This is a genomic window from Sphingopyxis lindanitolerans, from assembly GCF_002993885.1.
Taxonomy (GTDB): domain Bacteria; phylum Pseudomonadota; class Alphaproteobacteria; order Sphingomonadales; family Sphingomonadaceae; genus Sphingopyxis; species Sphingopyxis lindanitolerans.
Genome location: NZ_CM009578.1, coordinates 1,317,794 through 1,341,251, shown reverse-complemented (window position 1 = coordinate 1,341,251; position 23,458 = coordinate 1,317,794). Strand labels below are relative to the sequence as shown.

At 65.9% G+C, this 23,458-nt stretch carries 24 protein-coding genes; 14 read left to right on the top strand and 10 right to left on the bottom strand.

The window, feature by feature from the left end; genetic code table 11:
* The first annotated feature begins 130 nt into the window (after positions 1-130).
* Both CVO77_RS06425 and CVO77_RS06420 read left to right on the top strand, forming a co-directional pair.
* Positions 131-1,198 carry a fatty acid desaturase family protein gene (locus tag CVO77_RS06425; RefSeq protein WP_242446121.1) on the top strand — a complete coding sequence of 356 codons (1,068 nt, stop codon included), beginning with the start codon at positions 131-133 and terminating at the stop codon, positions 1,196-1,198.
* A gap of 211 nt (positions 1,199-1,409) precedes the next feature.
* The gene (locus CVO77_RS06420) at positions 1,410-1,928 is read left to right on the top strand and encodes a GNAT family N-acetyltransferase (protein ID WP_105998399.1); all 519 of its coding nucleotides are present in this window, start codon (positions 1,410-1,412) and stop codon (positions 1,926-1,928) included.
* Between the two features lie 10 nt (positions 1,929-1,938).
* Here the strand turns inward: CVO77_RS06420 and CVO77_RS06415 are convergent, their stop codons facing one another.
* The 4 genes from CVO77_RS06415 to CVO77_RS21235 form a co-directional block, all read right to left on the bottom strand.
* The gene (locus CVO77_RS06415) at positions 1,939-2,688 is read right to left on the bottom strand and encodes an esterase/lipase family protein (RefSeq protein ID WP_105998398.1); all 750 of its coding nucleotides are present in this window, start codon (positions 2,686-2,688) and stop codon (positions 1,939-1,941) included.
* Between the two features lie 7 nt (positions 2,689-2,695).
* A complete protein-coding gene (locus tag CVO77_RS06410) occupies positions 2,696-3,868 on the bottom strand; it encodes a PQQ-dependent sugar dehydrogenase (protein WP_192878876.1) in 1,173 nt (390 codons plus the stop codon).
* Positions 3,869-3,935: 67 nt separating this feature from the next.
* A complete protein-coding gene (locus tag CVO77_RS06405) occupies positions 3,936-4,571 on the bottom strand; it encodes a sigma-70 family RNA polymerase sigma factor (protein ID WP_105998397.1) in 636 nt (211 codons plus the stop codon).
* The gene (locus CVO77_RS21235) at positions 4,571-4,825 is read right to left on the bottom strand and encodes a NepR family anti-sigma factor (RefSeq protein ID WP_105998396.1); all 255 of its coding nucleotides are present in this window, start codon (positions 4,823-4,825) and stop codon (positions 4,571-4,573) included. The genes CVO77_RS06405 and CVO77_RS21235 overlap by 1 nt, the downstream gene beginning before the upstream one ends.
* Positions 4,826-5,086: 261 nt before the next feature.
* On the opposite strand from CVO77_RS21235, the gene CVO77_RS06395 reads away from it, so the two are divergent.
* The gene (locus CVO77_RS06395; protein ID WP_105998395.1) at positions 5,087-5,641 is read left to right on the top strand and encodes a sigma-70 family RNA polymerase sigma factor; all 555 of its coding nucleotides are present in this window, start codon (positions 5,087-5,089) and stop codon (positions 5,639-5,641) included.
* A 14-nt stretch (positions 5,642-5,655) separates the two neighbouring features.
* Here CVO77_RS06395 and CVO77_RS06390 read toward each other — a convergent pair whose 3' ends face one another.
* Positions 5,656-6,450, bottom strand: coding sequence for a response regulator (locus CVO77_RS06390; RefSeq protein WP_105998394.1), 795 nt, complete (start codon positions 6,448-6,450; stop codon positions 5,656-5,658).
* Between the two features lie 268 nt (positions 6,451-6,718).
* Between CVO77_RS06390 and CVO77_RS06385 the strand changes: the two genes are divergently transcribed.
* From CVO77_RS06385 to fghA, 10 genes are all read left to right on the top strand, one after another.
* Positions 6,719-8,194 (top strand): GAF domain-containing protein, encoded by a 1,476-nt coding sequence (locus tag CVO77_RS06385; protein ID WP_242446120.1) that lies wholly within the window; start codon positions 6,719-6,721, stop codon positions 8,192-8,194.
* A gap of 49 nt (positions 8,195-8,243) precedes the next feature.
* Positions 8,244-9,260 (top strand): ligase-associated DNA damage response exonuclease, encoded by a 1,017-nt coding sequence (locus CVO77_RS06380; RefSeq protein WP_105998392.1) that lies wholly within the window; start codon positions 8,244-8,246, stop codon positions 9,258-9,260.
* Positions 9,257-10,918: a cisplatin damage response ATP-dependent DNA ligase gene (locus CVO77_RS06375; RefSeq protein WP_105998391.1), complete on the top strand. Its 1,662-nt coding sequence runs from the start codon at positions 9,257-9,259 to the stop codon at positions 10,916-10,918. The genes CVO77_RS06380 and CVO77_RS06375 overlap by 4 nt, the downstream gene beginning before the upstream one ends.
* Positions 10,919-11,017: 99 nt before the next feature.
* The gene (locus tag CVO77_RS06370) at positions 11,018-11,632 is read left to right on the top strand and encodes a superoxide dismutase (RefSeq protein ID WP_105998390.1); all 615 of its coding nucleotides are present in this window, start codon (positions 11,018-11,020) and stop codon (positions 11,630-11,632) included.
* A 118-nt stretch (positions 11,633-11,750) separates the two neighbouring features.
* The gene (locus CVO77_RS06365) at positions 11,751-13,130 is read left to right on the top strand and encodes an L-serine ammonia-lyase (RefSeq protein WP_105998389.1); all 1,380 of its coding nucleotides are present in this window, start codon (positions 11,751-11,753) and stop codon (positions 13,128-13,130) included.
* Positions 13,131-13,599: 469 nt separating this feature from the next.
* On the top strand, positions 13,600-14,712 hold the full coding sequence (locus CVO77_RS06360) for an S-(hydroxymethyl)glutathione dehydrogenase/class III alcohol dehydrogenase (protein WP_105998388.1): 1,113 nt from the start codon (positions 13,600-13,602) through the stop codon (positions 14,710-14,712).
* A gap of 155 nt (positions 14,713-14,867) precedes the next feature.
* On the top strand, positions 14,868-15,728 hold the full coding sequence (gene purU / locus CVO77_RS06355; RefSeq protein ID WP_105998387.1) for a formyltetrahydrofolate deformylase: 861 nt from the start codon (positions 14,868-14,870) through the stop codon (positions 15,726-15,728).
* Between the two features lie 49 nt (positions 15,729-15,777).
* Positions 15,778-16,155 carry a VOC family protein gene (locus CVO77_RS06350; RefSeq protein WP_105998386.1) on the top strand — a complete coding sequence of 126 codons (378 nt, stop codon included), beginning with the start codon at positions 15,778-15,780 and terminating at the stop codon, positions 16,153-16,155.
* An 8-nt stretch (positions 16,156-16,163) separates the two neighbouring features.
* Positions 16,164-16,667: a prolyl-tRNA synthetase associated domain-containing protein gene (locus CVO77_RS06345; RefSeq protein ID WP_105998385.1), complete on the top strand. Its 504-nt coding sequence runs from the start codon at positions 16,164-16,166 to the stop codon at positions 16,665-16,667.
* Positions 16,664-17,527, top strand: a complete 864-nt coding sequence (gene fghA, locus CVO77_RS06340; protein ID WP_105998384.1) for an S-formylglutathione hydrolase — start codon at positions 16,664-16,666, stop codon at positions 17,525-17,527. The genes CVO77_RS06345 and fghA overlap by 4 nt, the downstream gene beginning before the upstream one ends.
* A 111-nt stretch (positions 17,528-17,638) precedes the next feature.
* On the opposite strand, the gene CVO77_RS06335 is transcribed toward fghA, so the two are convergent.
* The 5 genes from CVO77_RS06335 to CVO77_RS06315 form a co-directional block, all read right to left on the bottom strand.
* Positions 17,639-18,640 (bottom strand): quinone oxidoreductase family protein, encoded by a 1,002-nt coding sequence (locus CVO77_RS06335; protein ID WP_105998383.1) that lies wholly within the window; start codon positions 18,638-18,640, stop codon positions 17,639-17,641.
* Positions 18,641-18,738: 98 nt separating this feature from the next.
* On the bottom strand, positions 18,739-20,571 hold the full coding sequence (locus tag CVO77_RS06330; RefSeq protein ID WP_105998382.1) for a DEAD/DEAH box helicase: 1,833 nt from the start codon (positions 20,569-20,571) through the stop codon (positions 18,739-18,741).
* Positions 20,572-20,636: 65 nt separating this feature from the next.
* The gene (locus tag CVO77_RS06325; protein ID WP_105998381.1) at positions 20,637-21,809 is read right to left on the bottom strand and encodes a BaiN/RdsA family NAD(P)/FAD-dependent oxidoreductase; all 1,173 of its coding nucleotides are present in this window, start codon (positions 21,807-21,809) and stop codon (positions 20,637-20,639) included.
* Between the two features lie 7 nt (positions 21,810-21,816).
* On the bottom strand, positions 21,817-21,996 hold the full coding sequence (locus CVO77_RS06320) for a hypothetical protein (RefSeq protein ID WP_105998380.1): 180 nt from the start codon (positions 21,994-21,996) through the stop codon (positions 21,817-21,819).
* On the bottom strand, positions 21,993-22,469 hold the full coding sequence (locus CVO77_RS06315; protein ID WP_106000687.1) for a GreA/GreB family elongation factor: 477 nt from the start codon (positions 22,467-22,469) through the stop codon (positions 21,993-21,995). The genes CVO77_RS06320 and CVO77_RS06315 overlap by 4 nt, the downstream gene beginning before the upstream one ends.
* Positions 22,470-22,613: 144 nt before the next feature.
* Here CVO77_RS06315 and CVO77_RS06310 point away from each other — a divergent pair, with 144 nt between their 5' ends.
* Positions 22,614-23,381 (top strand): head GIN domain-containing protein, encoded by a 768-nt coding sequence (locus CVO77_RS06310; protein ID WP_105998379.1) that lies wholly within the window; start codon positions 22,614-22,616, stop codon positions 23,379-23,381.
* Positions 23,382-23,458 lie beyond the last annotated feature (77 nt).

Genomic DNA, 23,458 nt, shown 5'->3' with positions numbered 1-23,458 from the left:
TGGTGCCTATATATGTGGCGACGCATTAGGGCATTGCGGTGGCGCTGGCGACCCGCATTCGGCCATTTTGCTGCCACGAAATCATGATGAAGAAGCAGCCATGTTAGCGATGAACACTCTTGTCGATCGGATGTCGGTGTCACCGGAGGCGAAGACGCCCAAATCAGCGATCGCCGACGATATGGCGATGATCCGCGCGGCATCGGAACTGACGCGCGATCTCGTCGCGCCGAGCGCGCGCATCTATTGGACCGATTTCCTCGCGTCGGCGGTTGTTGGCTATGCCGGCGTCGCCGCGGCGATCCTCGCGCCATCGGTGCCGTGGATGCTGCTCGCCGCTTTCGTCGCGGTGCTCGCGCTCTATCGCGCGGGCAGCTTCATCCACGAGTTGACCCATCTCCGCAAGAATGCGCTGCCCGGCTTTCGCCTCGGCTGGAACATCCTGGTCGGCGTACCGCTGCTCATCCCCTCTTTCATGTATGAGGGCATCCACAGCCTGCACCACAACCGCACCAAATATGGCACGGTCGAGGATCCCGAATATCTGCCGCTCGCGCTGATGAAGCCGTGGACGGTGCCGTTGTTCGTCGTCGCGGCGGCCTTCGCACCGCTCGCGCTCGTTTTCCGCTATGCGGTGCTGACGCCGCTGTCGTTTCTGATTCCGCCGCTGCGCCGGATCGTCGTCGAACGCTATTCGGGGATGATCATCAACCCGCTGTTCCGCCGCAAGCCGCCCGAGGGCGAGTTTCGCCGCCAATGGGCGTGGCAGGAAGGCGGGGCGTGGGCGTGGTCGACCTTGCTTGTCGTCGCGGCTGTGTTCGGCTGGGTGCCGCTGCGCGCGCTCGTCATTTTCGGCGCCATCGCGGCGGCGACGCTGGTCCTCAACCAGATCCGCACGCTGGTGGCGCATCTGTGGGAAAATGACGGCGCGGTGCTGACCGTGACCGGCCAGTTCCTCGACAGCGTCAACGTGCCGCCGCCCGGCCTGCTGCCCGAGCTGTGGGCGCCGGTGGGGCTGCGCTATCATGCGCTTCACCACCTACTGCCCGGTGTCCCCTATCACGCGCTGGCCGAGGCGCACCGCCGCCTGAAGGACGCGCTGCCCGCCGACTCGCAATATCATGGCGCGAACTATCGCAGCCTGCCGAAGCTGGTGATGACTCTCGTCGCCGGTTCGGCGAGGGGCGCCGCGGCCTGACTCTTTCCGTTGATCGGCGCCGGCAAAGCTGATAGGCGCAGCCACGATGACCAACGACCAATCCCTTCGATTCAAGGCGTATTGGCGCTCCTTTATCTAGGAGCGGCATGGCATCACCCTATGACCATCGCCGCCGTGTCCGGAAGGCGAATGGTCATTTTCCCATCATAGTCCCCCTGTCACGGCGTGCGCTTTTTGAAGAAGACGCGACATGACCGATACCTTGCTTGCCCTATCGACCGACCATATCCGCATCGCGCCGCTACACGCCGACGACGCATGCGCGCTCGCCGCGATCACCGACGAATCGGTGACCTCGCAAGTCCATTTTCTGCCAACGCCCTTCACCGAAAACGACGCGCGGGCGCTGATCGCGCGCTCGGGCGGCGGGGACGTCTTTCACGCGGTGCGCGGCGGCAGTGACGGCGAACTCAACGGGGTGATCGGCGTCCACCGCCGCGCGGCGCGCGAATATGAGATCGGCTATTGGTTCGCCGCCCACGCGCGCGGCCGCGGCCTCGCCACCGAAGCGGTGCGCGCGGTCGTCGATGCGCTCGCCGCGTCGCGGCCCGGCTGCGCGATCGTCGCCGAATGCCACCCCGAAAACACCCGTTCGCGCGCGCTGCTGCGGCGGGTCGGCTTCGTGTCGACGGGGCTCGTGGGACGGCGGCCGGGGCGGATGCTGCTGGCGTGGCGCGCGGCCCCCCTCGATCGCATCGATGTGTGCTGAGCGGCGCGGATCAGGCGGGCGGGGCGACCGCTTCGGTGAGCGCCTTGACGATCGCGGCGACCGACGTGGGGGCATAGGCAAAGCCCATATGGCCGCAGTCGACCTCGATCCGCCGGTCGCTTTCGTGCGCGAACCCGCGTGCGCTGTTCACCGCGACGACCCCGTCATGCTTCGACCAGAGCGCGAAGGTCGGCATCGCCGGGCGCGGCGCGGGGTGAAAGTCGAGCGGCGGGTTATCGACCGGGTGGCGCGCGATCAGGTGATAGAGGCGCCACGCGCGATTGGCGCGGCGGCTCCCCGAAAAGGGTGAGCCCAGCGTAACGACGCGCGCGACCTTGCCCGGATGATGCTTCGCATATTCGCGCGCATAAATGCCGCCGAGACTCCATCCGACGAGCGCCGGGGCGTGGCCGGTGCGGTCGATGATCCACTGCACGCGGGTGTCTATGCGGTCGATCATGTCGGGGGTCGCGCCGCGGTTGAAACCGAGGCCCCAGGCATAGCAGCGAAAGCCGGCGCGGCGGAGGTCGCGGCGCAGCGCCTTGGTCGCCCAGTCGCCCGACAGAAAGCCGGGGAGGACCATCACCGGCGGATGCTCGCTGTCGGGGTTGGGTTCGGGCGGTAGCGGGCGGACGCGCCCGCCAAGCGCGCGAAGCAGCGCCCCTGCCTCGCGCCACAAGAGCGGCCAAGGCGGCGGCGCGTCGGGGTCGGGAACGCGCGCGGGCCATGTGGTGCGGCGGGAGAGGAAGCTGCGGATCATGATCGGGCTATTGGCCTTTGGGAACCAGCCGCATCAGCTTGCCGTCCTTGCCGTCGCCGAGCAGCCAGACCGCGCCGTCCTCGCCGACCTCGACCTCGCGGATGCGCTGGCCGAAGTCCCAGCGGTCGGCCTTGTGGAGCGTGTCGCCGTCGATCGCCATCCGGATCAGCCCCTGGCCCGACAGCGCTCCCATCAAGAGGCTGTTCTTCCAGCCCGGATACAGGTCGCCGCCATACCAGGCGAGCCCGGCGGGCGAGATCGACGGGTTCCACCAGAGTTTCGGCGCCGCATATTCGGGGCGCGTCGGGTGATCGGGAATATCCTTGCCGTCATAATGGCTGCCGTTCGACACGATCGGATAGCCATAATTGGCGCCGCGCTCGACCAGATTGACCTCGTCGCCGCCCTTCGGCCCCATTTCCTGCTGCCACAGCTTGCCGCTGCCGTCGAAGGCGATGCCGAGCAGGTTGCGGTGGCCGAGTGACCAGATTTGCGCGGTGACGCCGCCCCTTTCGGCAAAGGGATTGTCGGCGGGGACGCTGCCGTCGGGTTTCAGGCGGACGATCTTGCCGAGATTCTTCCCCATATCCTGCGCGGGATCGAACTTCTGCCGCTCGCCCGAGGTGATGAACAGATATTGGCCGTCGGGGGAGAAGGCGAGGCGGTGCGAGAAATGGCCGCGGCCGGGAAGTTTCGGATCCTGCTTCCAGATGATTCGCAGGCCCTCGAGCCGCGGCGCCGCACCCTGCACGAGCGTCGCCTTGCCGACGACCGCACCGAAGCTGTCGCCGCTGCCCGCCTCGACCCAGCTCAGATAGATGGTGCCCGAGCGCGCGAAATCGGGCGCGAGGATCACGTCGCCAAGACCGCCCTGGCCGCCATAGGCGACCGCCGGCGCGCCCGCGACGTCGCGTGTCGGGCCGTTTTCCCGCCAGAGCTTGAGCTTGCCCGCGCGTTCGGTGACCAGTGCCTGCTGGCCGCCGGGAAGGAAGGTCATCGCCCAGGGCTCGTCGAAGCGCGCGATCTCGCGCACCGTGAAGGGCGCTTCGGCGAGCGGAGTCGCGGGCTGGTCGCCCGAAGCGTCGAGCGCCGCGGTGTCGGCGGCATTGCTCGCCGGACCCGACGAACAGGCCGCGACGATCATCGCGGCCGACAAGGCGAGGGTGGATAGTTTCTTCATCGGGAAAAGGCTCGCTTTGCTGGGATGGGCCAGTCTGGCGCGGCTCGACCCGGATGTCGAGAGGCGCTCAGCCGCCCGACGCCTCGCGCCGCGCGGTGATTTCCTCGACGCTGTCCATGATCGCGTCGATCGCCTCGCTCGCGGCGGGGGTGTCGGCGCGCTTTTGCGAGAATTGTCCGCGCACCATGATCTCCTCGAGCGCGGCCCGCGCGCGCGATACCCGGCTCTTCATCGTGCCGAGCGCGCAGTCGCAGATCGCCGCCGCTTCCTCGTAGGACAGGCCCCCGGCGCCGACGAGGATCAACGCCTCGCGCTGGTCCTGCGGCAATTCCATCAGCGCGCGCTGGAGGTCGGCCATCTCGCTGGCATCTTCCTGCCGCGCCGGGGTCGACAGTGTGCGCTCGACCGCGCTCTCGTCATATTCGCCGTGGAACTTGTTGCGGCGCATCTGCGACAGGAAAGTGTTGCGCAGGATGACGAAGGTCCACGCCTTGATCGACGTGCCCTTTTCGAACCGATCGCGCGAGGCCCAGGCCTTGACCATCGTGTCCTGCGTCAGGTCGTCGGCCAGATCGGGATTGCCCGACAGGCTGCGGCCATAAGCGCGAAGGTGCGGAATCACGCCCGCGAGCAACAGCTTGAATTCGCTGTCTGTATGCGAATTTTCGTCATGCGGCGGTGACGCCGTGTCGGTTCGGGTCATTATTGCTTCGGGCTTTTGCTATCGAGTCGCGACAGAAGATCGAGCATATGGTCGGGCAATTGTTCGGCGAGGATATTGCCATAGATCATCCGCAGCTTCGCCCCGACCGGCTCGGGCGACTGGCGCCCGGTGAGCGTACGATGCCACTGATCGCTGCCGTTGCCGGGAAAGCTTCCGTTCGCCCGGCGCGGCGCGTCGGACGCGGACGAATGCCGATCCGGGCCATCGATTCTGTTGTTGCCGTGCGTTGCCATGCCGAAGCAACGACAGACGGGACCGCGGGTTCCCGCAGCCCGTCGATTTTTATCGCCGACTGTGGCGCGAAAGGCACATCGCCGTCCTGTGACCAATATGAAATCTTATGAGTTACTTAGGGTTTTCAAGCCTTGCATCGGGCGCTAAGCTCGTGCTTCATTCCGCTACTGATACCGACGTCTTGTAACGAAAGCCCATTTATCAGCGACGAATCCGCCCGCCCCCTTGACGATGTCAGCTTCAAGAACGAACTGGCGGCGATGTTGCCTCATCTGCGCGCTTTCGGCCGCAGCCTGACCGGCAACGCGGACCTTGCCGACGATCTGGTCCAGGAAACGATGCTGAAGGCGTGGAAGGCCCGCGCATCCTATATTCCGGGCGGGTCGAGCATGAAGAGTTGGGCCTTCGTGATCCTGCGCAATTGTTTCCTGTCGCAGATGCGGCGCAAGAAATTCACCGCCGACTATGACGAACTTGCCGCCGAACGGCTGCTTGTCGCGCCCGACAACCAGGCCGACAGCCTGCACCTGGCCGACGTCCAGCGCGCGCTTCTGCTGCTGCCGGTCGACCAGCGCGAGGCGCTGGTGCTGATCGGCGCGGGCCAATTATCCTATGAAGAGGGGGCGGAGATCTGCGGCTGCGCGGTCGGCACGATGAAAAGCCGTGTCTCTCGCGCGCGCACCGCGCTGCACGCGATCCTCGAAAGTGGTGAGATGCCGCTGCGGAGCACGACGACCTTGGCGCCGAGCGAAGCCTTCGCCACGATCATGGGCGAGGTCGATCAATTGACCGGCGGTGGGCCTTCGCCGGACTGAAGCGTCCGGGTGCGTTACGCCGCAAGTTGCGGTGTGAAGAGCAGGCTCTGGCTGATCGCCGCGCGCACGGTATTCTCGCGGAACGGCTTGGAGATCAGGAAGGTCGGTTCGACGCAATGGCCGGTGAGCAGCCGCTCGGGAAAGGCGGTGATGAAGATCGCCGGCACCGGCGCGACCGCCAACATGTCCTGAACCGCGTCGATCCCGGACGAACCGTCGGCGAGTTGGATATCGGCGAGGATGAGGCCCGCGTCGCTGTGCCGGAAGGCGGCGACCGCGTCCGCGTGCGTCGTGGCAATGCCGGCGACGTCGTGGCCGAGGCGGCGGACGATCTGTTCGAGTTCCATCGCGATCAGCGGTTCGTCCTCGACGATCAGCACCGACGTGCGCGCCTCGCGGTCGATATCCCCCACCATCTCGCCGAGCAGCGCTTCGACCGTCGCGGCATTGGTGCCGGTGATCCGCGCGGTTTCGGTGATCGAAAAGCCCTCGAGAGCGGTGAGCAGCAGCATCTGCCGACCGAGCGGCGTGATGCGCGCGAGGTGGCGATTAGCAGCGCGGACCAGCGGATCCTCTTCGTCGTCGGCGCCTTCACCATCGCCCAGGAACGCGCTTTCCCAGATGCGGTGGAAATGACGGTAGAGATCGATGCGGATGTCGGCGTCGGCGCGGAATTCCTGCGGCGCCGCGACGATCACCTCCAGCGTCGTGTGAACGAAATTGTCGCCATGGTGCTGACTGCCGGTCAGCGCGCGCGCGTAGCGCCGCAGGAATGGCAGATGTCCGCGGATTTCTTCACCCAAGCTCATCCTGATGCTCCCTCTTGTCAAAGAGGATACGCGGCGCGCATGGTTCGGGTTCCCGCTGGCCGGGCGTGCCGTTTCGCTGCAACTTGTTGGCGTTCAAAGCGTAGACTCTGCCGGGACGCGACCGAATTGGTGCCTAAGGTAGCGGAATTATTCCACTTTTCCTCAGGTTCGCCACGATGCTTTTTTAGGAACCCGATTCATGGCAGAGCGGCCCGGCGCGGGTATCGGTGCACCGACACCGGTGGGGGCAGGAACAGGGGGAGCGGCCTTGGCGGATGGCGGAGACGGCGATGCCATGCAGCGCGAGGCGTGGCGACTCGAAACCCTTCGCGAATATCGGCTGCTGGGGAGCGGTCGTGAGGCGGCGTTCGACCGGGTGACCAAATTGGTCGCCGACCTGTTCGACGCACCGATCTCGCTCGTGACGCTCGTCGAGGACAACCGCCAGTGGTTCAAGTCGGCGCACGGGCTCGACATCGAGGAAACCTCCCGCGACATCAGTTTCTGTCAGCATGTGGTGACCGGCGATGCGCCGCTGATCGTGACCGACGCGCGCGCCGACGCGCGTTTCCGGGACAATATAATGGTGACCGGCGAACCCTTCATCCGCTTTTACGCGGGGGTGCCGCTGCGCGCCTACAATGGCGCGGTGCTCGGCACGCTCTGTATCATCGACCACCGCGAGCGCGCGTTTCCGGATGCGCGCGAGCTTGAGCGGCTCGAGGATTTCGCGGCGATCATCATGGCCGAGGCCGAACTGCGCCGCATCGTCGTCGAGCGCAACGAAGCGCGGCGGACGCTCGAGCGTGCGCTCGATTATTCGGGCATCGCGACCTGGCGCTATGATTCGCGCACCGGACTCGCGGCATGGCGCGGCGCGGTGGCGGACCTGTGGGGCGCCGACTGGGAAAGTGCGCTGCGCACCCGCGACGGGATTTTCGAGCGCATCCATCCCGATGATCGCGCGCGCGCGCAGGTGGCGATCGACGAGGCGGTCGCGGGCGGCACCCCCTATGCCATCGAACACCGGATCGTTCATCCCGAACGCGGCGTGCGCTGGCTCGGCGTTCGTGGCGACTGGGATGTGCACGACGATGACGCCGTTCTGACCGGGATCAGCATCGATATCACCGAACAGAAGAGTCGGCAGGAAAATGCCAATCTGCTGATGCGCGAACTGCACCATCGGATGCGCAACCTGTTCGCGACGGTCAGCGCGATCATTTCGCTGACGCGGCACGCGGCGCGCGACGTCGATGATTATGTCGAACGGATCAGCAGTCGGCTCGACGCGCTCAATCGTGCGCAGAATGTTCTGCTCAGTGCCAATTTCATGACGGGTTCGATGCACGCGCTGATGCGCGAGGTCGAGGCGAGTTTTCCGCGCATCCGCTGGTCGGGGCCCGACCTTTTGCTTCCCGAAAATGCGCTGGTCGCGATGGCGCTGCTGTTCAACGAACTGGCGACGAACGCGGTCAAGCATGGTGCGCTGACCGGCGCCAAGGGGCAGGTAGACGTAGCATGGACGCAGGATCCCGAAGCGAGCGAGCCGCGCCTGTTCCGGCTGACCTGGACCGAAAGCGGCGGCGCCACCGTCGTCGTCGCCCCCGATCGGACGAGTTTCGGCACGCTGCTGATGGAACGCAGCGTGCGCAACAATCTGGGCGGCACGATCGAACGGCATTGGAAGCCGGATGGGCTGATCGTCGAAATCGCCCTGCCGGCCCGGTGGCGCGAAGCCTGAACCATAAAGGAATTTGTTCCTTTTTTGTTCGTCATGCTATGTGGGCGAAATGACGACGCGCGGCAAATCCTGGCTCGAACCGCATCCGCACGGACTTTATGTAAAGCCCGCCGACCTGTGGATCGATCCGTCGCGCCCCGTCGCACACGCCGCGGTGACCCACGGCCACGCCGACCATGCGCGCAGCGGCCACGGATCGGTCTTCGCGACGCCGGAGACGCTGGCGATCATGGCCCTGCGTTATGGCGTCGATGCCGAGGCGAGTCATAATCAGGCATTCGCTTACGGTGATGGGTTCGAACGCGGTGGGGTGCGCTTTTCCTTTCATCCGGCGGGGCATGTGCTGGGCAGCGCGCAGATAGCGATGGAATATGCTGGTGAACGGATCGTCGTCACGGGCGATTACAAGCGGCGGCCCGATCCGACCTGCGCGCCGTTCGAGGTGGTGCCGTGCGACATCTTCATTACCGAGGCGACTTTCGGCTTGCCGGTGTTCCGCCACCCGCCGACCGAGGGCGAGATCGCCAAGCTGATCGGTGCGGTGCGCGCCGAGCCCGACCGGGCGGTGCTCGTCGGCGCCTATGCGCTGGGCAAGGCGCAGCGGGTGATCGCCGAATTGCGCGCCGCTGGGTGGGAAGCGCCCATCTATATCCACGGCGCGCTCGAACGCATGTGTGCGCTTTATGCCGCGCATGGCGTCGACCTTGGCGAATTGCGGCTCGTCAGCGAAACCGACAAGGCCGTGATGACGGGGCAGATCGTCCTCGCACCGCCTTCGGCGCTGAATGATCGCTGGTCACGGCGGCTGCCCGATCCGGTGACCGCGATGGCGTCGGGCTGGATGCGCGTGCGCCAGCGTGCGCGGCAGCGGATGGTCGAACTGCCGCTGGTGATCTCCGACCACGCCGACTGGGACGAACTCACGGCGACGATCGCCGAGGTAAACCCGCAGGAAAGCTGGATCACCCACGGTAGCGAGGACGGCCTGCTGCGCTGGTGCGAACTGACGCAGCGCAAGGCGCGCGCGCTCCATCTCGTCGGGCGCGATCTGGAGGAGGAGGCGTGAAGCGCTTCGCGGCCCTGATCGACCGGCTGATCTATACGCGGTCGCGCAACACGAAGCTCGCGCTGATCGTCGATTATCTGAAGCACACCCCCGATCCCGATCGCGGCTGGGCGATCGCCGCGCTGACCGAGAGCCTCGATTTTCCGGCGGTGAAATCGGCGATGGTGCGGGCGCTGCTGGCGACGCGGGTCGATGAGGAATTGTTCCGTCTGTCGCGGCATTTCGTGGGGGATACCGCCGAAACCGCGGCGCTGCTGTGGCCGGAGCCAAACAAGGGAACAGGGCCAACCCGATTCGCCGAGCGAAGCCGAGGGGCTCGCTCGGGAAATCGCATGGGTTCGGAAACCCCGCCATCTTCCCTCAGCGTCGGCCAAGCCGTCGATGCTCTCTCCGCCGCCACCCGCAGCGACGCCCCGGCCATCCTCGCCTCGCTCCTCGACCGGCTCGATGCCGATGGCCGCTATGCCCTGCTCAAGCTCGCGCTCGGGGGGATGCGCGTCGGGGTGTCGGCGCGGCTCGCGAAACAGGCGTTCGCGCAGGCCTTCGCCGTCCCCGTCGATGATGTCGAGGAACTGTGGCACGCGATCCCGCCGCCCTATGGCCCCCTCTTCGCGTGGGGTGAGGGCAGGGCGCCGCGACCCGACCTTGCCGACGTCGCCTTCTTCCGCCCCTTCATGCTCGCGCATCCTCTGGCAGAGGAGAGCGTCGATCTCGCCGACTATGCCGCCGAATGGAAATGGGACGGGATTCGCGTCCAGATCGTGCGTGGCGGTGGCGGCGGCGAGACGCGCATCTACAGCCGCGGCGGCGAGGAGATCAGCGCCGCCTTTCCCGAACTGCTCTCGGCCTTCGACCAGGAGGCGGTGATCGACGGCGAACTGCTCGTGCGCGGCGAAGTGCAGGGCGGCCCGGAAACACAGGGAGGGGCCGCGAGCTTCAACGCGCTCCAGCAAAGACTTGGGCGCAAGACGGTGTCGAAAAAGATGCTCGCCGATTATCCGGCGTTCGTGCGCGTCTACGACCTGCTTGGCATCGACGGCAACGATCTGCGCGGGCTGCCATGGACCGAGCGGCGGCGGCAGTTGGAGGCGTTCGTGCCGCGCCTCGCCGCCAGTCATTTCGACTTGTCAGAGCTGATCGATGCCAAGGATTTCGCCGACCTCGCCGAACGCCGCGCGGGCGCGCGCGATGCCGCGATCGAAGGGGTGATGCTCAAGCGGCGCGATGCGCCTTATGTGGCGGGCCGCCGCGCCGGGCTCTGGTATAAATGGAAACGCGACCCACTCGTCGCCGATTGCGTGATGATGTACGCGCAGCGCGGCAACGGGCGTCGCGCCAGCTTCTATTCGGACTATAGCTTCGGCTGCTGGTCCGACGAAGGCGAGTTGTTGCCCGTCGGCAAAGCCTATTCGGGTTTCACCGACGAGGAGCTCAAATGGCTCGACAAGTTCGTGCGCGACCACACGCTGAACCGCTTTGGCCCAGTACGCGAGGTCGAAAAGTCGCTCGTGCTCGAAGTCGCCTTCGACTCGATCCATACCTCGAAACGTCACAAGTCGGGGCTGGCGATGCGCTTCCCGCGCATATCGCGCATCCGCCGCGACAAGCCCGCCGAAGAGGCCGACCGGATCGCGACGCTGCGCGCGATGGTGACATGAGTTGAGGGCGGGGAAGGAAAAATTGCCCGCGTAGGGCTTGCAACCATCAGGCGGAGGGCCGAATTAGAGGCCTATCCAAACAGAAAAATGGAGACTGCCATGACGATCGCTTTCCCGCCGCTACCCTATGCCGAGGACGCGCTGGCGCCGCATATTTCGGCCGACACGCTTGCGACGCACCATGGCAAGCATCACAAGGCCTATATCGACAAGACGAATGCCGCGATCGAAGGCACCGAGCTTGCCGACAAGAGCCTCGAGGAAATCATCCACCACGCCGAGGGTGCGGGCAACAAGGGCCTGTTCAACAATAGCGCCCAGTCGTGGAACCACGCTTTCTACTGGAACAGCCTGTCGCCCAGGAAGACCGCGCCGTCGGGCGATCTCGCGGCGGCGATCGACCGCGACTTCGGTTCGCTCGACGATCTCAAGAAGAAGCTCAAGGAAACCGCGGTCAATCATTTCGCGTCGGGTTGGGCCTGGCTCGTCGCCAAGGACGGCAAGCTGTCGGTGACCGACACGCACGACGCCGGCACCGAAGTCACCGCGGGCATCAAGCCGCTGCTGGTGATCGACGTGTGGGAACATGCCTATTACATCGACCGCAAGAATCTGCGCCCGGCCTATGTCGATGCGGTGGTCGACGAACTGCTGAACTGGGATTTCGCCGCCGAGAATCTGTCGCGCGACGGCGCCTGGGCCTATCCGGGCTGATCTTCCGTCGTCGGAAAGAGTGTGTCCCCGCGAAGGCGGGGACACACGGCTTTTCAATCGGCGATAATCTCTTGCCAATGTCCTATCGCCCCGGCGGTGCGTCTTATATAGCGCCGCCATGACGATCAGCCTTTTCGAACTCTTCAAAATCGGTGTCGGCCCCTCCAGCTCGCACACCGTCGGCCCAATGGTGGCGGCGCGGCGTTTCACGACCTGGCTCGATGAAATCGGCCTGCTGGGCAAGACCGTGCACGTCGAGGCCGACCTCTACGGCTCGCTCGCGCTGACCGGCAAGGGGCACGCCGCCGACACCGCGATTGTCGCCGGGCTAGCCGGTGAAATCCCCGCCTCGACCAGTCTCGCCGCGATCAAGGCGCATTGGGACCGCGCGGTGGGCGAGGGTTTTCTCTACCTGCTCGGCCGTCAGCGCGTGCGCTTCCAGCCGACAAGCGACCTGCACTTCCAGATGAAGCAGCGCCAGCCCTTCCACAGCAATGCGCTCAGCTTCACCGCGCGCGATGGCGACGGCGAAATCCTCGTCAAGCGGATGTATTTCTCGATCGGCGGCGGCTTCGTCGTCGATGAGGATGAGGCGGGGCGCAACAGTCGCGGCGCCGAGGATGAGGTGGAACTGCCCTTTTCCTTCACCTCGGGCGCCGACCTGCTGAGCATGGGCGCGGCGTCGGGAAAGAGTTTCGCCGAGATGATGCTCGACAATGAACTCGTCCACCGCGGCCTTGCGGAGGTCGAGGCCGGGATTGACGCGATCGCCGCCGCGATGGACGGGTCGATCGACGCGGGCTGCGCGAGCACCGGCGTCCTGCCCGGCGGACTCAAGGTCAAGCGCCGCGCGCCGCAGATCGCCGCCGACATTCGCGAACGACACGAAGCGAATCTGTCCGATCCGATGGCGATGATGGACTGGATCAACCTGTGGGCGATGGCGGTGAACGAGGAAAATGCCGCGGGCGGCAAGGTCGTCACCGCGCCGACCAACGGCGCCGCGGGGATCATCCCGGCGGTGATTCGCTATTACCGCCGCAGCTATCGCGGCGATGCGAAGGGCGTGCGAACCTTCCTCCTCGCCGCTGGCGCGGTCGGCGCGCTCTACAAGCGCAACGCCAGCATCTCGGGCGCCGAGGTCGGCTGCCAGGGCGAGGTCGGCGTCGCCTGTTCGATGGCCGCGGCGGGGCTGACCGCCGCGCTCGGCGGCACCAACGCGCAGGTCGAGAACGCCGCCGAGATCGGCATGGAGCATAACCTCGGCCTCACCTGCGACCCGATCGGCGGGCTGGTGCAGATCCCGTGCATCGAGCGCAACGCGATGGGCGCAATCAAGGCGATCGACGCCAGCCGCATCGCGATGATCGGCGACGGCACGCACGTCGTCAGCCTCGACACGGTGATCGCGACGATGCTGCAAACGGGCCGCGACATGCGCGACAAATATAAGGAAACGTCGAAGGGCGGGCTGGCGGTGAGCGTGGTGGAGTGTTGAGGGGGTTCTTCACTCGTCACCCCGAATTTGATCCGGGGTGACGATGGAGGGACATGGCCGACAAATGCTGCTTTCCTACATTGTTTCGCTGTGCCAGCCTGCGTTCCGGCTCTTTGACCTCGTCGATATTCGCGCCTGTGCTTAAGGCGGGTCTTGCGAGCCGTTAAAGCCACAAAAGACACAAATTGCATGGTCGCGTGCGGGGCTTTTGTGGCTTTAAGATCGGTCAGAAACAACATTTCCATCGTCACTCTGAACTTGTTTCAGGGTCCATGGCCTGACCTGTCACTCCGGCGCGGCGCTCGACGTAAGGTCCGGCCATGGATGCTGAAACAAGTTCAGCATGACGAAGTTTTGGGCGAAGTTTGGAGACCGACCCTTCCCATCGACTTGCGATGAGGAGGGTCAACAGCATCTTGCATTGACGCCGCGTTTGTCTGATTGGGAGCGCCGAGAAGGAGACCTCCCCATGAAGACCCGCGCCGCCGTAGCATTCGAAGCGAAGAAGCCGCTCGAAATCGTCGAACTCGACCTGGAAGGGCCGAAGGCGGGCGAGGTGCTGGTCGAGATCATGGCGACGGGCATCTGCCACACCGACGCTTACACGCTCGACGGCTTCGACAGCGAGGGCATCTTCCCGAGTGTGCTCGGACACGAGGGCGCAGGGATCGTGCGCGAGGTCGGCGCGGGCGTGACGTCGGTGAAGCCCGGTGACCATGTGATCCCGCTCTACACCCCCGAATGCCGCCAGTGCAAAAGCTGCCTCAGCGGCAAGACCAATCTCTGCACCGCGATCCGCGCGACGCAGGGCAAGGGGCTGATGCCCGACGGCACCTCGCGCTTCAGCTACAAGGGGCAGACGATCTTCCATTATATGGGCTGCTCGACCTTCTCGAACTTCACCGTATTGCCCGAAATCGCGGTCGCCAAGATCCGCGAGGACGCGCCGTTCCAGACGAGCTGCTACGTCGGTTGCGGCGTCACCACCGGGGTCGGCGCGGTGGTCAACACCGCAAAGGTTCAGGCGGGCGAGAATGTCGTCGTCTTCGGCCTCGGCGGCATCGGCCTCAACGTCATCCAGGGTGCGAAGATGGTCGGCGCCGACAAGATCATCGGCATCGACATCAACCCCGACCGCGAAGAATGGGGCCGCAAATTCGGCATGACCCACTTCATCAACTCGAAGGGCCTGTCGCGCGACGAGACCGTGGCGAAGATCGTCGAGGTCACCGACGGCGGCGCCGACTACAGCTTCGACGCCACGGGCAACACCGAAGTGATGCGCACCGCGCTCGAATGCTGTCACCGCGGCTGGGGCGAAAGCATCATCATCGGCGTCGCCGAAGCGGGCAAGGAAGTCGCGACCCGCCCGTTCCAGCTCGTCACCGGCCGCGTGTGGAAGGGCACCGCGTTCGGCGGGGCCAAGGGCCGCACCGACGTGCCCAAGATCATCGACTGGTATATGAACGGCAAGATCGCGATCGACCCGATGATCACCCATGTGCTGACGCTCGAAGAGATCAACAAAGGCTTCGACCTGATGCACGCGGGCGAAAGCATCCGCAGCGTCGTGGTTTACTAGACCTTGCTTTTTTTGCCGAGTGGTGACTTGAAATCTGGTGTGTCCCCGCGAAGGCGGGGACCCATCTCCGGTGGTTTCGGTCCGATCCGGCAGGTGATGGGTCCCCGCCTTCGCGGGGACACGCGGCATTTTGACGTGGCGGGCGGAGCGACGAATTGACCGGACCCTATGTCCTGACCTTCAGCTGCGTCGACGCGGTGGGCATCGTGGCCGCGGTGACGGGGCTGCTCGCACAGCGCGACGGCTTCATTCTCGACAGCCAGCAATATGCCAATCTCGATTCGGGGCGTTTCTTCATGCGCGTCGAGTTTCGCGGCGAGGGACCGCGCTTTCCCGAGGGACTGACGGCGGTGCAGGACGCTTTCGCGCCGGTCGTCCAACGCTTTGCCATGGACGCGCGGATCAGCGATCGCGCCACGAAGCCGCGCTTTGTCATCGCGGTGTCGCAGGCCAGCCATTGCCTCAACGACCTGCTCCACCGCTGGTCGACCGGCAATCTTGCGATCGACATCGCTGGCATCGTCTCGAACCACGAGGCGCAGCGGCGCTTGGCGGAATGGCATGGCGTGCCCTTCCACTATCTGCCGGTGAATGACGCGAACCGGGCCGAGCAGGAAGCCGCGATCCTCGCCCTGATGGCGCGCGGGCAGGCCGACTATCTGGTGCTCGCGCGCTATATGCAGATATTGTCGGGTGATTTTTCGGCGAAGCTCGCGGGGCGCTGCATCAACATCCACCACAGCTTCCTGCCCGGTTTCAAGGGCGCCAAGCCTTATCACCGCGCGCACGAGCGTGGGGTGAAGCTGATCGGTGCGACCGCGCATTTCGTTACCGGCGACCTTGATGAGGGGCCGATCATCGAGCAATCGGTCGAACGCGTCGACCATCGCCAATCGGTCGACGACCTGATCCGCACCGGCCGCGATATCGAGGCGCAGGTGCTGGCGCGCGCGGTGCGCTGGGTCGCCGAACAGCGCGTGCTGATCGACGGGCGCAAGACGGTGGTCTTCCGCTAGGCAACGCGATACGTATCAATTCGCAACCAGAATCAGGAGGAGCCAAAACATGTATAGTCACAATATGGTCGGGTCGAACGACCTCGACGCCTCGAAGAAATTCTACGACGCAACCTTTCAGGCGGTCGGCGGCAAGCCGGGGATTCAGGACGAGAAGGGCCGCCTCATCTATGTGCACAATGGTGGCCTGTTCCTGGTGACCGCACCGATCGACGGCCAGCCGGCGACCGCGGGCAATGGCTGCACCATCGGCATCGCGATGGCGAATCCCGAACAGGCCGACGCCTGGCACGCGGCGGGCGTCGAAGCCGGCGGCACCGCGATCGAAGACCCGCCGGGGGTGCGCGAAGGCAATGGCATGAAAATGTATCTCGCCTATCTGCGCGATCCGTCGGGCAACAAACTCTGCGCCCTGCACCGGATGTAAGGACGATCATGCGCGGCGAAGCGGGCCTGATGGCGGACCTTGATGCGCTTGCCATCCGCTTTGCCGTGCATGAGCATGTCGCGGTGTTCACCGTCGCCGAGAGCGACGAAGTGAACGCCGCGATTCCCGGCGCCCACACCAAGAATCTGTTCCTCAAGGACAACGGCGGGGCGTATTGGCTGGTTACCGTGCCCGGCGAGGCGCGCGTTGACCTGAAAGCGCTGCCCGCCGCGATCGGCAGCAAGCGCGTGAGCTTCGGCAAGGCGGAGGATATGGACCGGCTGCTCGGTATCGCGCCCGGATCGGTCACGCCGCTCGCCGCGATCAACGCGCCGCCCGGCAGCATCACCGTGGTGCTCGACGCGGGCCTAGCGGCCGCCGACCGGGTGAATGTCCACCCGCTTCGCAACACCGCGACCCTCGGGCTTGGCGGTGCGACGATACTCGACCTGCTGCGTCATTGGGGGCATCAGCCCCTTGTCGCTCCCATTCCGGTTCAGGACCCCGCATGACCATCGAAACCCTCTCCACCAATCGCAGCCATGGCGGGACGCAGGGCGTCTATAAGCACGCCAGCGCGGCCACCGGCACCGACATGAGCTTTGCAGTCTTCGTCCCCGACCATGCGCCGGGGGCCAAGCTGCCCATACTCTGGTATCTATCGGGGCTGACCTGCACCCACGCCAATGTGATGGAAAAGGGCGAATATCGCGCCGCCTGCGCCGAGCATGGTATCATCTTCGTCGCGCCCGACACCAGCCCGCGCGGCCCCGATTCAAATGGAGACGAGGTTCCCGATGATCCCGATGGCGCGTGGGATTTCGGGCTCGGCGCGGGTTTCTATGTCGATGCGACCACCCAGCCGTGGGCGAAACATTATCGCATGCGTTCGTACATCGAGGACGAACTGCCGTCGCTGCTGCTTCGCCATTTCGCGAGCGCCGACCTGACACGGCAGGCGATCACCGGCCATTCGATGGGCGGGCACGGCGCGCTGACCATTGGGTTGCGGGGTCTGGGCCGCTTTCGCTCGGTCTCGGCCTTCTCACCGATCGTCGCGCCGTCGAGGTGTCCGTGGGGCGAGAAGGCACTGACCGGCTACCTCGGTGACGACCGCGAGGATTGGCAGGCCTATGACGCCTGCGCGCTGCTCGACCAGGGATTGCGGGTGCCCGACCTGCTCGTCGATCAGGGCGAGGCCGATGCTTTCCTTGCCGAGCAGCTCAAGACCGAGCTGCTGGTCGAGGCGTGCGAACGCGCCGGGCAGAAAGCCGAAATCCGCCTGCAACCGGGCTATGATCACAGCTATTATTTCATCTCGACCTTCCTGGCCGAACATGTCGCGTGGCATGCGGAGCGATTGAAGGCTTAGGCTGCCGCGGAAAAACTATCGTGTCCCCGCGAAGGCGGGGACCCATCTCCTACCAGTTCCATCTTGCGCCGACCGGCGATGGACCCCCGCCTTCGCGGGGGAACATGCTTGTTATTGACGATTTTGTGTAGGCTTTTCCGGAATCAGCAATGTCGACCCCGTCGTGCGCCCCGCTTCGAGGTCGGCATGCGCCCGCGCCGCATCTTCGAGCGAATAGCGCTGGCCGATGGTGATCTTGACCGCGCCGCTTTCGATCATCTCGAACACCCGCGCGGCGCCGGCGGCGCGCTCGCCCGAATGGAGATAATAGTCGAACAGCGTCGGCCGCGACACGAACTGCGACCCATGCTGCGCAAGGATGCCGAGGTTGACTCCGGTCACCGGCCCACCGGCATTGCCATAGCTGACGATCAGCCCTCGCCGCGCGGTGGCCTTGAGCGATGTCGCCCAGGTCGCCATGCCGATACCGTCGAAGGTCACCGGAACGCCCTGACCGTCGGTGATCTCGCGGACATGCGCCGCAACATCGTCGGCCTTGTATCGGACGACATGATCGGCGCCCGCGTCGCGCGCCGCCTGTTCCTTTGCCTCGGTACTGACGGTGCCGATCACGGTCGCGCCGATCGCTTTCAACCACTGGACGAGGATCAGTCCGACCCCGCCTGCCGCGGCGTGAACGAGCACGGGCCAGCCCGCCTCGACCTTCGCGCAGCGCTCGACGAGCGCTTCGACGGTGCAGGCCTTGAGCAGCGCAGCGGCGGCGGTTTCGTCGTCGATCGATGCCGGGAGCTTGAACAGCGAGGCGGCGGGGACGATGCGCGCGCTCGCATAGGCGCCCCGCTGCGGCCCGAAGGTCGCGACGCGGTCGCCGGGCTGGAGGCCGTGAACGTCGGCACCGATCGCGACCACCTCCCCCGCCGCCTCGACGCCGAGCCCGCCGGGAAGCTCGATCGGATAGGTGCCGTCGCGGTGATAGGTGTCGATATAGTTGAGCCCGACCGCGGTCTGGCGCACCAGCACCTGGCCCGCGCCGGGATCGCCGAGCTTGATTTCGCGCCAGTCGATGACCTCGGGCGCGCCCTGGCTTTCGATAAAGGCTTCGATGGCTTTCATAGCGCGCTCCTGCTGTCCGATCCATCTGGGGCGGCAGGGGCAATGGTGCAAGGTCGGTGCGATAAAAGCCCCTCCCCTTCGGGGGAGGGGTTGTCGTGTTACTTGCTCGGGCGACGCGGGCTGCGCTGACCGAAGGGCTTGGGCTTATAGCGTTCGGGCTTGCCGCCCGGACCGCCGGGACCGCGTGGGCTGCGGTCGCCGCCCGGCGCCCGGCCGAGCGTGGCGCGCGGGGCCGCGTCGCGCGGCGATTTGTCGCGGCGCGGCGGATAGGTCGGGCCGTCAGGCGCCGGGGTGATCGACACGCCGCTGTCGTCCTCGCCATCGGCATTGGCGCTGCGCACCACCGCTTCGGCAAAGCGATCGGCGATCGCGCGCGGGATGTTGAACATCGTTTCCTTCGGCCCGATGCGGATCGCGCCAATCTCGCCCTTGGTCACATGGCCACGGCGGCAGAGCAAAGGCAGAATCCAGCGCGGGTCGGCGTTCTGGTGGCGGCCGATATTGAGACGGAACCAGACGCTGTCCTCGAACCCTTCGCGGCGGTCGCCACTGCCGCGCTCGGGGCGTTCGCGCTCGAAGCGCTCGCCGCGTTCGGGGCGACCGGCGCCGTCACGGCCGCGCGGGCCATTGTCGAGCAGATCCTCGGGCGGTGGCATCAGGGCGCGATGGGCGCGGACGAGCGAGGCGGCGATGTCTTCGGGCGTCCGCTCGGCCATCAGGCGCTGCGCGAGTTCCAGATCCTCGGGCTCATGCTCGACGGGGGCGAGCAGCTTTTCGATCAGTCGTTCCTGGTCGCGCGCGCGGACGTCGGCGGCGGTCGGCGCGTCCATCCACTCGGCGTTGATTCGCGCGCCGCGCAGCATGCCGTCGACGCGGCGGCGGCGCGGATAGGGGACGATGATGACCGCGGTGCCCTTTTTGCCCGCGCGGCCGGTGCGGCCCGAACGATGCTGGAGCGCTTCGGCATCGCGCGGGATTTCGACATGGATGACGAGGCTGAGCGTCGGCAGGTCGATGCCGCGTGCGGCGACGTCGGTCGCGACGCAAACTTTTGCACGGCGATCGCGCAGCGCTTGAAGCGCCTGGTTGCGTTCGTTCTGGCTATGCTCGCCCGACAGCGCGACCGCGGCGAAACCGCGTTCGACGAGGCTGGCATGGAGGCGGCGGACATTGTCGCGCGTCGCGCAGAACAGCATCGCGGTCTCGGCGTCGTGAAGGCGGAGCAGGTTGACGACCGCGCCCTCGATATCGGCGGGGGCGACGGTCACCGCCTGATAGGCGATGTCGCCATGGCCGCGATCTTCGCCGACGGTCGAGATGCGCAGCGCGTCCTGCTGATAGCGCTTGGCGAGCTGGACGATCGGTTTGGGGATCGTCGCCGAGAAAAGGAGCGTGCGGCGCGTCGCGGGGGTGCCGTCGAGAATTTCCTCAAGGTCGTCGCGAAAGCCCATGTCGAGCATTTCGTCGGCTTCGTCGAGGATGGCGACTCGCAGCGCCGAAAGGTCGAGTGCGCCGCGTTCGAGGTGGTCGCGCAGGCGCCCCGGGGTGCCGACGACGATCTGCACGCCCTGGTTCAACGCGCGGCGTTCCTTGCTGGCGTCCATGCCGCCGACGCAGGTCGCGATGCGCGCGCCGGCCTTGGCGTAAAGCCAGCCGAGTTCGCGGCTGACCTGAAGCGCGAGTTCGCGCGTCGGCGCGACGATCAGCGCGAGCGGCGAGGTTGCGAAGGGGAGGCGATCACCCTCGATCAGCTCGTCGGCCATCGCCAGGCCGAACGCGACGGTCTTGCCCGATCCGGTCTGCGCCGAGACGAGCAGGTCGCGGCCCTTGGCCTCGGCCTCGGTGACCTGCGTCTGGACGGGGGTGAGCGCTTCATAGCCGCGCGCGGTGAGAGCGTCCGAAAGGACGGGAGAAAGATTTTCGAAAGGCATTTATATCTCAATAGATTGGCGGTCACCGGTGCGGTGACGGGCCGACGGAAAGGGGCTCAATGGGGTCAAATCACCTGGCCCGCGGCGTAACCGCTGGCCCACGCCCATTGAAAATTATAGCCGCCTAACCACCCTGTGACATCTACGGCTTCGCCGATCGCATAGAGGTTTGGGACGGTTTTGACCATCATTGTTTGCGACGACAGCCCGGCGGTCGATATTCCGCCCACCGTGACCTCTGCCTTGGCGAAGCCTTCGGTGCCATTGGGGTGGAAAAGCCAGCGCGCAAGCCGCGCCTCGGCCTCGGCGAGCTTGCGGTCGGTTTGTGCGCCGAGTTCGCCCGCGAGTCCGAGGCGATCGGCGAGGGTTTGTGCAAGCCGGTCGGGGAGAGGGAGGGCCGAGGCGAGCGTGGCGCGTGGCCGGGCGCGCTTCGCCTCGACGAGCCAGCCGGGGGCCGCATCGGGCAGGAAGTCGATCGTCACCGGCTCGCCGTGCCGCCAATAGCTGCTGATCTGGAGGATCGCCGGCCCCGAAAGCCCCTTGTGGGTGAAGAGCGCGGCTTCGCGGAAGGCCGCCTTGCCCGCGCGCGCCTCGACCGGCGTCGCGACGCCCGACAGGTCGCGGAACAGCACGTCGTCGCCGCCGAGCGTCAGCGGGACGAGCGCCGGACGCGGCTCGACCACTTTCAGCCCGAACCGGCGCGCGAGGTCGTAGGCAAAGCCGGTCGCGCCCATCTTTGGGATCGAGGGGCCGCCGGTGGCGATGACGAGATTGGGGGCGGTGAAGTGGAAGTTGCCGAAAGTGCCACGGAACATATTGTCGGAATGGTCAATTTGGTTGACGGTTTGGCCGCAGCGGATGTCGACATGGCCCTTTGCGGCCTCCTCGAGCAGCATGGCGACGATCTGCTTCGCCGAGCCGTCGCAGAAGAGCTGGCCCAGCGTTTTCTCGTGCCAGGCGATCCCGTGGCGATCGACGAGCGCGATGAAATCGGCGGGAGTATAGCGCGCGAGCGCCGACTTGGCGAAATGCGGGTTCGCCGAGATATAAGTTGCGGGCGATGTGTGGATGTTGGTGAAGTTGCAACGCCCGCCGCCCGAAATGAGGATTTTTTTGCCCACCGCATCGGCATGATCGAGCAGCAGGACGCGCCGACCGCGCTGTCCCGCGACCGCCGCGCACATCAGCCCGGCCGCGCCGGCGCCCAGCACGACGGCATCATAATCGGAAACGGTCATCGAACGATCAGCGCAGCTTGGCGATCGCCAGCCCGTCGGCCTTGGCGCGGATTTTCACCGATTCCTCGCTGCGCGTCAGCGCCTTGGCGATCGCTTTCAGCGCCATGCCCTTTTTCGCGAGCATGTGGAGCTTGTCGATCTCGGCCGCGGTCCACGGCTGCTTGTGGCGCTCGAACTTGTCTTTCATGCCATCACCTCCGGATCGGCGGCCGCGGCGACGATTTCGATCGCATCCTCGCGGCCCTGAAATGCGACGAGATCGCCGACCTCGGCGCCCATCAAGGCCCGGCCGAGCGGCGCGGTGAAGGCGATCAGCCCGGCGCCCGGATCGGCCTCGTCATGCCCGACGATCGTGATCGCGCGCGTCGCACCGTTCAGCGTATAGCGGACGCGACTGCCGATGCCCGCAACATCGGGCGCGGGCGCGGCCTGCACCTCGGCGGTCGCGTGGCGGGTGCCCAGGTAGCGCAGGCGGCGCTGGAGCTTCTTCTTCGCCTCTTCGTCGCTTTCGGCGGCGACGGCGGCTTCGAGGCGCGCGACCTCCTCGCCGAGCAGGCGCGCGCCGCGCGGCGTGACGAGGTTCGGCCCCACCGGGATCGGCCATTCGAAGGCCGGCTCCCTATGTTCATCGTCGCTCTCGCGGCGGAAGGCTACGCTCATCATCTCTCTCGTCGGGACAGGAAAGCGCGTCTGTTGCACGGCGAAGGTGGCGACAAGATGGCGCGGAATTTTGTCCGCCCGGCGCTGGATGCTGGACAGGCCTCTTCACCTGTGTTAGCAAGATAACACACAAGGAGATGGACAATGCGAAACTGGACCCTGGGAAAGCGGATGGCGGCGGCTCTGCCGCTGGCGCTTGCCATGACGGTATCGGCGTGCAGCGCCGAGGTGACGGAGGGCAGCAAGGACGCCAGGCGAACGGTCGCGTCCGGGCCGACGACGACGCAGAGCTTTGACCTGAAAGGCTTCACCGGGGTCAAGGTCACCGGCCCCGACGATGTCACCATCCGTCAGGGCGATGCTTTTGCGATCAGCGCCAAGGGCCCGCAGGCGGAACTCGACGAGCTGGAAATCACGCTCGACGGATCGACGCTGTCGATCGGCCGCAAGCGCGAAGGCTTCAGCTTCACTCGCCACGACGGCGACGGGGTCGAGATCAGCATCACGATGCCGAAGCTGGTTGCGCTGCGGCTGACCGGATCGGGATCGATCGACGCCGACACGCTCGACGCCGACGCGGCAACGCTTGACGTGACCGGATCGGGCGACCTCAAGGTCGCGAAACTGACCGCGAAAAGCGCCGACCTGGATATTTCGGGGTCGGGCAATATCGAGGTCAAGGGCGGCACGATCGGCGCGGGCGATTTCGGCGTCACCGGATCGGGCGATATCGATGCCGAGGGGCTCGTCGCGCAGACGCTCGCGGTGTCGATCACCGGCTCGGGCGACGTCGATGCGCAGGCGACCGCGAGCGCCGACATCAAGATTCTCGGTTCGGGCGACGCGACGATCGGCGGTGGCGGCAAATGCTCGACGCATGCGTTGGGATCGGGAACCGCGACCTGCAAATAATGCGGGTCGCGCCTGTGGCTCGTCCTTCCTGGAAGAGCCTGTTCCCCCGCGAAGGCGGGGGTCCATCTCCCGCCGGT

Coding starts and splice junctions, on each gene's coding strand:
- fghA (WP_105998384.1), top strand. CDS start 16,664: ATGACCATCGAAACCCTCTCCACCAATCGCAGCCATGGCGGGACGCAG.
- CVO77_RS06345 (WP_105998385.1), top strand. CDS start 16,164: ATGCGCGGCGAAGCGGGCCTGATGGCGGACCTTGATGCGCTTGCCATC.
- CVO77_RS06330 (WP_105998382.1), bottom strand. CDS start 20,571: ATGCCTTTCGAAAATCTTTCTCCCGTCCTTTCGGACGCTCTCACCGCG.
- CVO77_RS06415 (WP_105998398.1), bottom strand. CDS start 2,688: ATGATCCGCAGCTTCCTCTCCCGCCGCACCACATGGCCCGCGCGCGTT.
- CVO77_RS06365 (WP_105998389.1), top strand. CDS start 11,751: ATGACGATCAGCCTTTTCGAACTCTTCAAAATCGGTGTCGGCCCCTCC.
- CVO77_RS21235 (WP_105998396.1), bottom strand. CDS start 4,825: ATGGCAACGCACGGCAACAACAGAATCGATGGCCCGGATCGGCATTCG.
- CVO77_RS06325 (WP_105998381.1), bottom strand. CDS start 21,809: ATGACCGTTTCCGATTATGATGCCGTCGTGCTGGGCGCCGGCGCGGCC.
- CVO77_RS06380 (WP_105998392.1), top strand. CDS start 8,244: ATGACGACGCGCGGCAAATCCTGGCTCGAACCGCATCCGCACGGACTT.
- CVO77_RS06320 (WP_105998380.1), bottom strand. CDS start 21,996: ATGAAAGACAAGTTCGAGCGCCACAAGCAGCCGTGGACCGCGGCCGAG.
- CVO77_RS06405 (WP_105998397.1), bottom strand. CDS start 4,571: ATGACCCGAACCGACACGGCGTCACCGCCGCATGACGAAAATTCGCAT.
- CVO77_RS06370 (WP_105998390.1), top strand. CDS start 11,018: ATGACGATCGCTTTCCCGCCGCTACCCTATGCCGAGGACGCGCTGGCG.
- CVO77_RS06420 (WP_105998399.1), top strand. CDS start 1,410: ATGACCGATACCTTGCTTGCCCTATCGACCGACCATATCCGCATCGCG.
- CVO77_RS06395 (WP_105998395.1), top strand. CDS start 5,087: ATGTTGCCTCATCTGCGCGCTTTCGGCCGCAGCCTGACCGGCAACGCG.
- CVO77_RS06350 (WP_105998386.1), top strand. CDS start 15,778: ATGTATAGTCACAATATGGTCGGGTCGAACGACCTCGACGCCTCGAAG.
- CVO77_RS06310 (WP_105998379.1), top strand. CDS start 22,614: ATGCGAAACTGGACCCTGGGAAAGCGGATGGCGGCGGCTCTGCCGCTG.
- CVO77_RS06425 (WP_242446121.1), top strand. CDS start 131: ATGTCGGTGTCACCGGAGGCGAAGACGCCCAAATCAGCGATCGCCGAC.
- CVO77_RS06335 (WP_105998383.1), bottom strand. CDS start 18,640: ATGAAAGCCATCGAAGCCTTTATCGAAAGCCAGGGCGCGCCCGAGGTC.
- CVO77_RS06410 (WP_192878876.1), bottom strand. CDS start 3,868: ATGAAGAAACTATCCACCCTCGCCTTGTCGGCCGCGATGATCGTCGCG.
- CVO77_RS06315 (WP_106000687.1), bottom strand. CDS start 22,469: ATGAGCGTAGCCTTCCGCCGCGAGAGCGACGATGAACATAGGGAGCCG.
- CVO77_RS06360 (WP_105998388.1), top strand. CDS start 13,600: ATGAAGACCCGCGCCGCCGTAGCATTCGAAGCGAAGAAGCCGCTCGAA.
- CVO77_RS06390 (WP_105998394.1), bottom strand. CDS start 6,450: ATGAGCTTGGGTGAAGAAATCCGCGGACATCTGCCATTCCTGCGGCGC.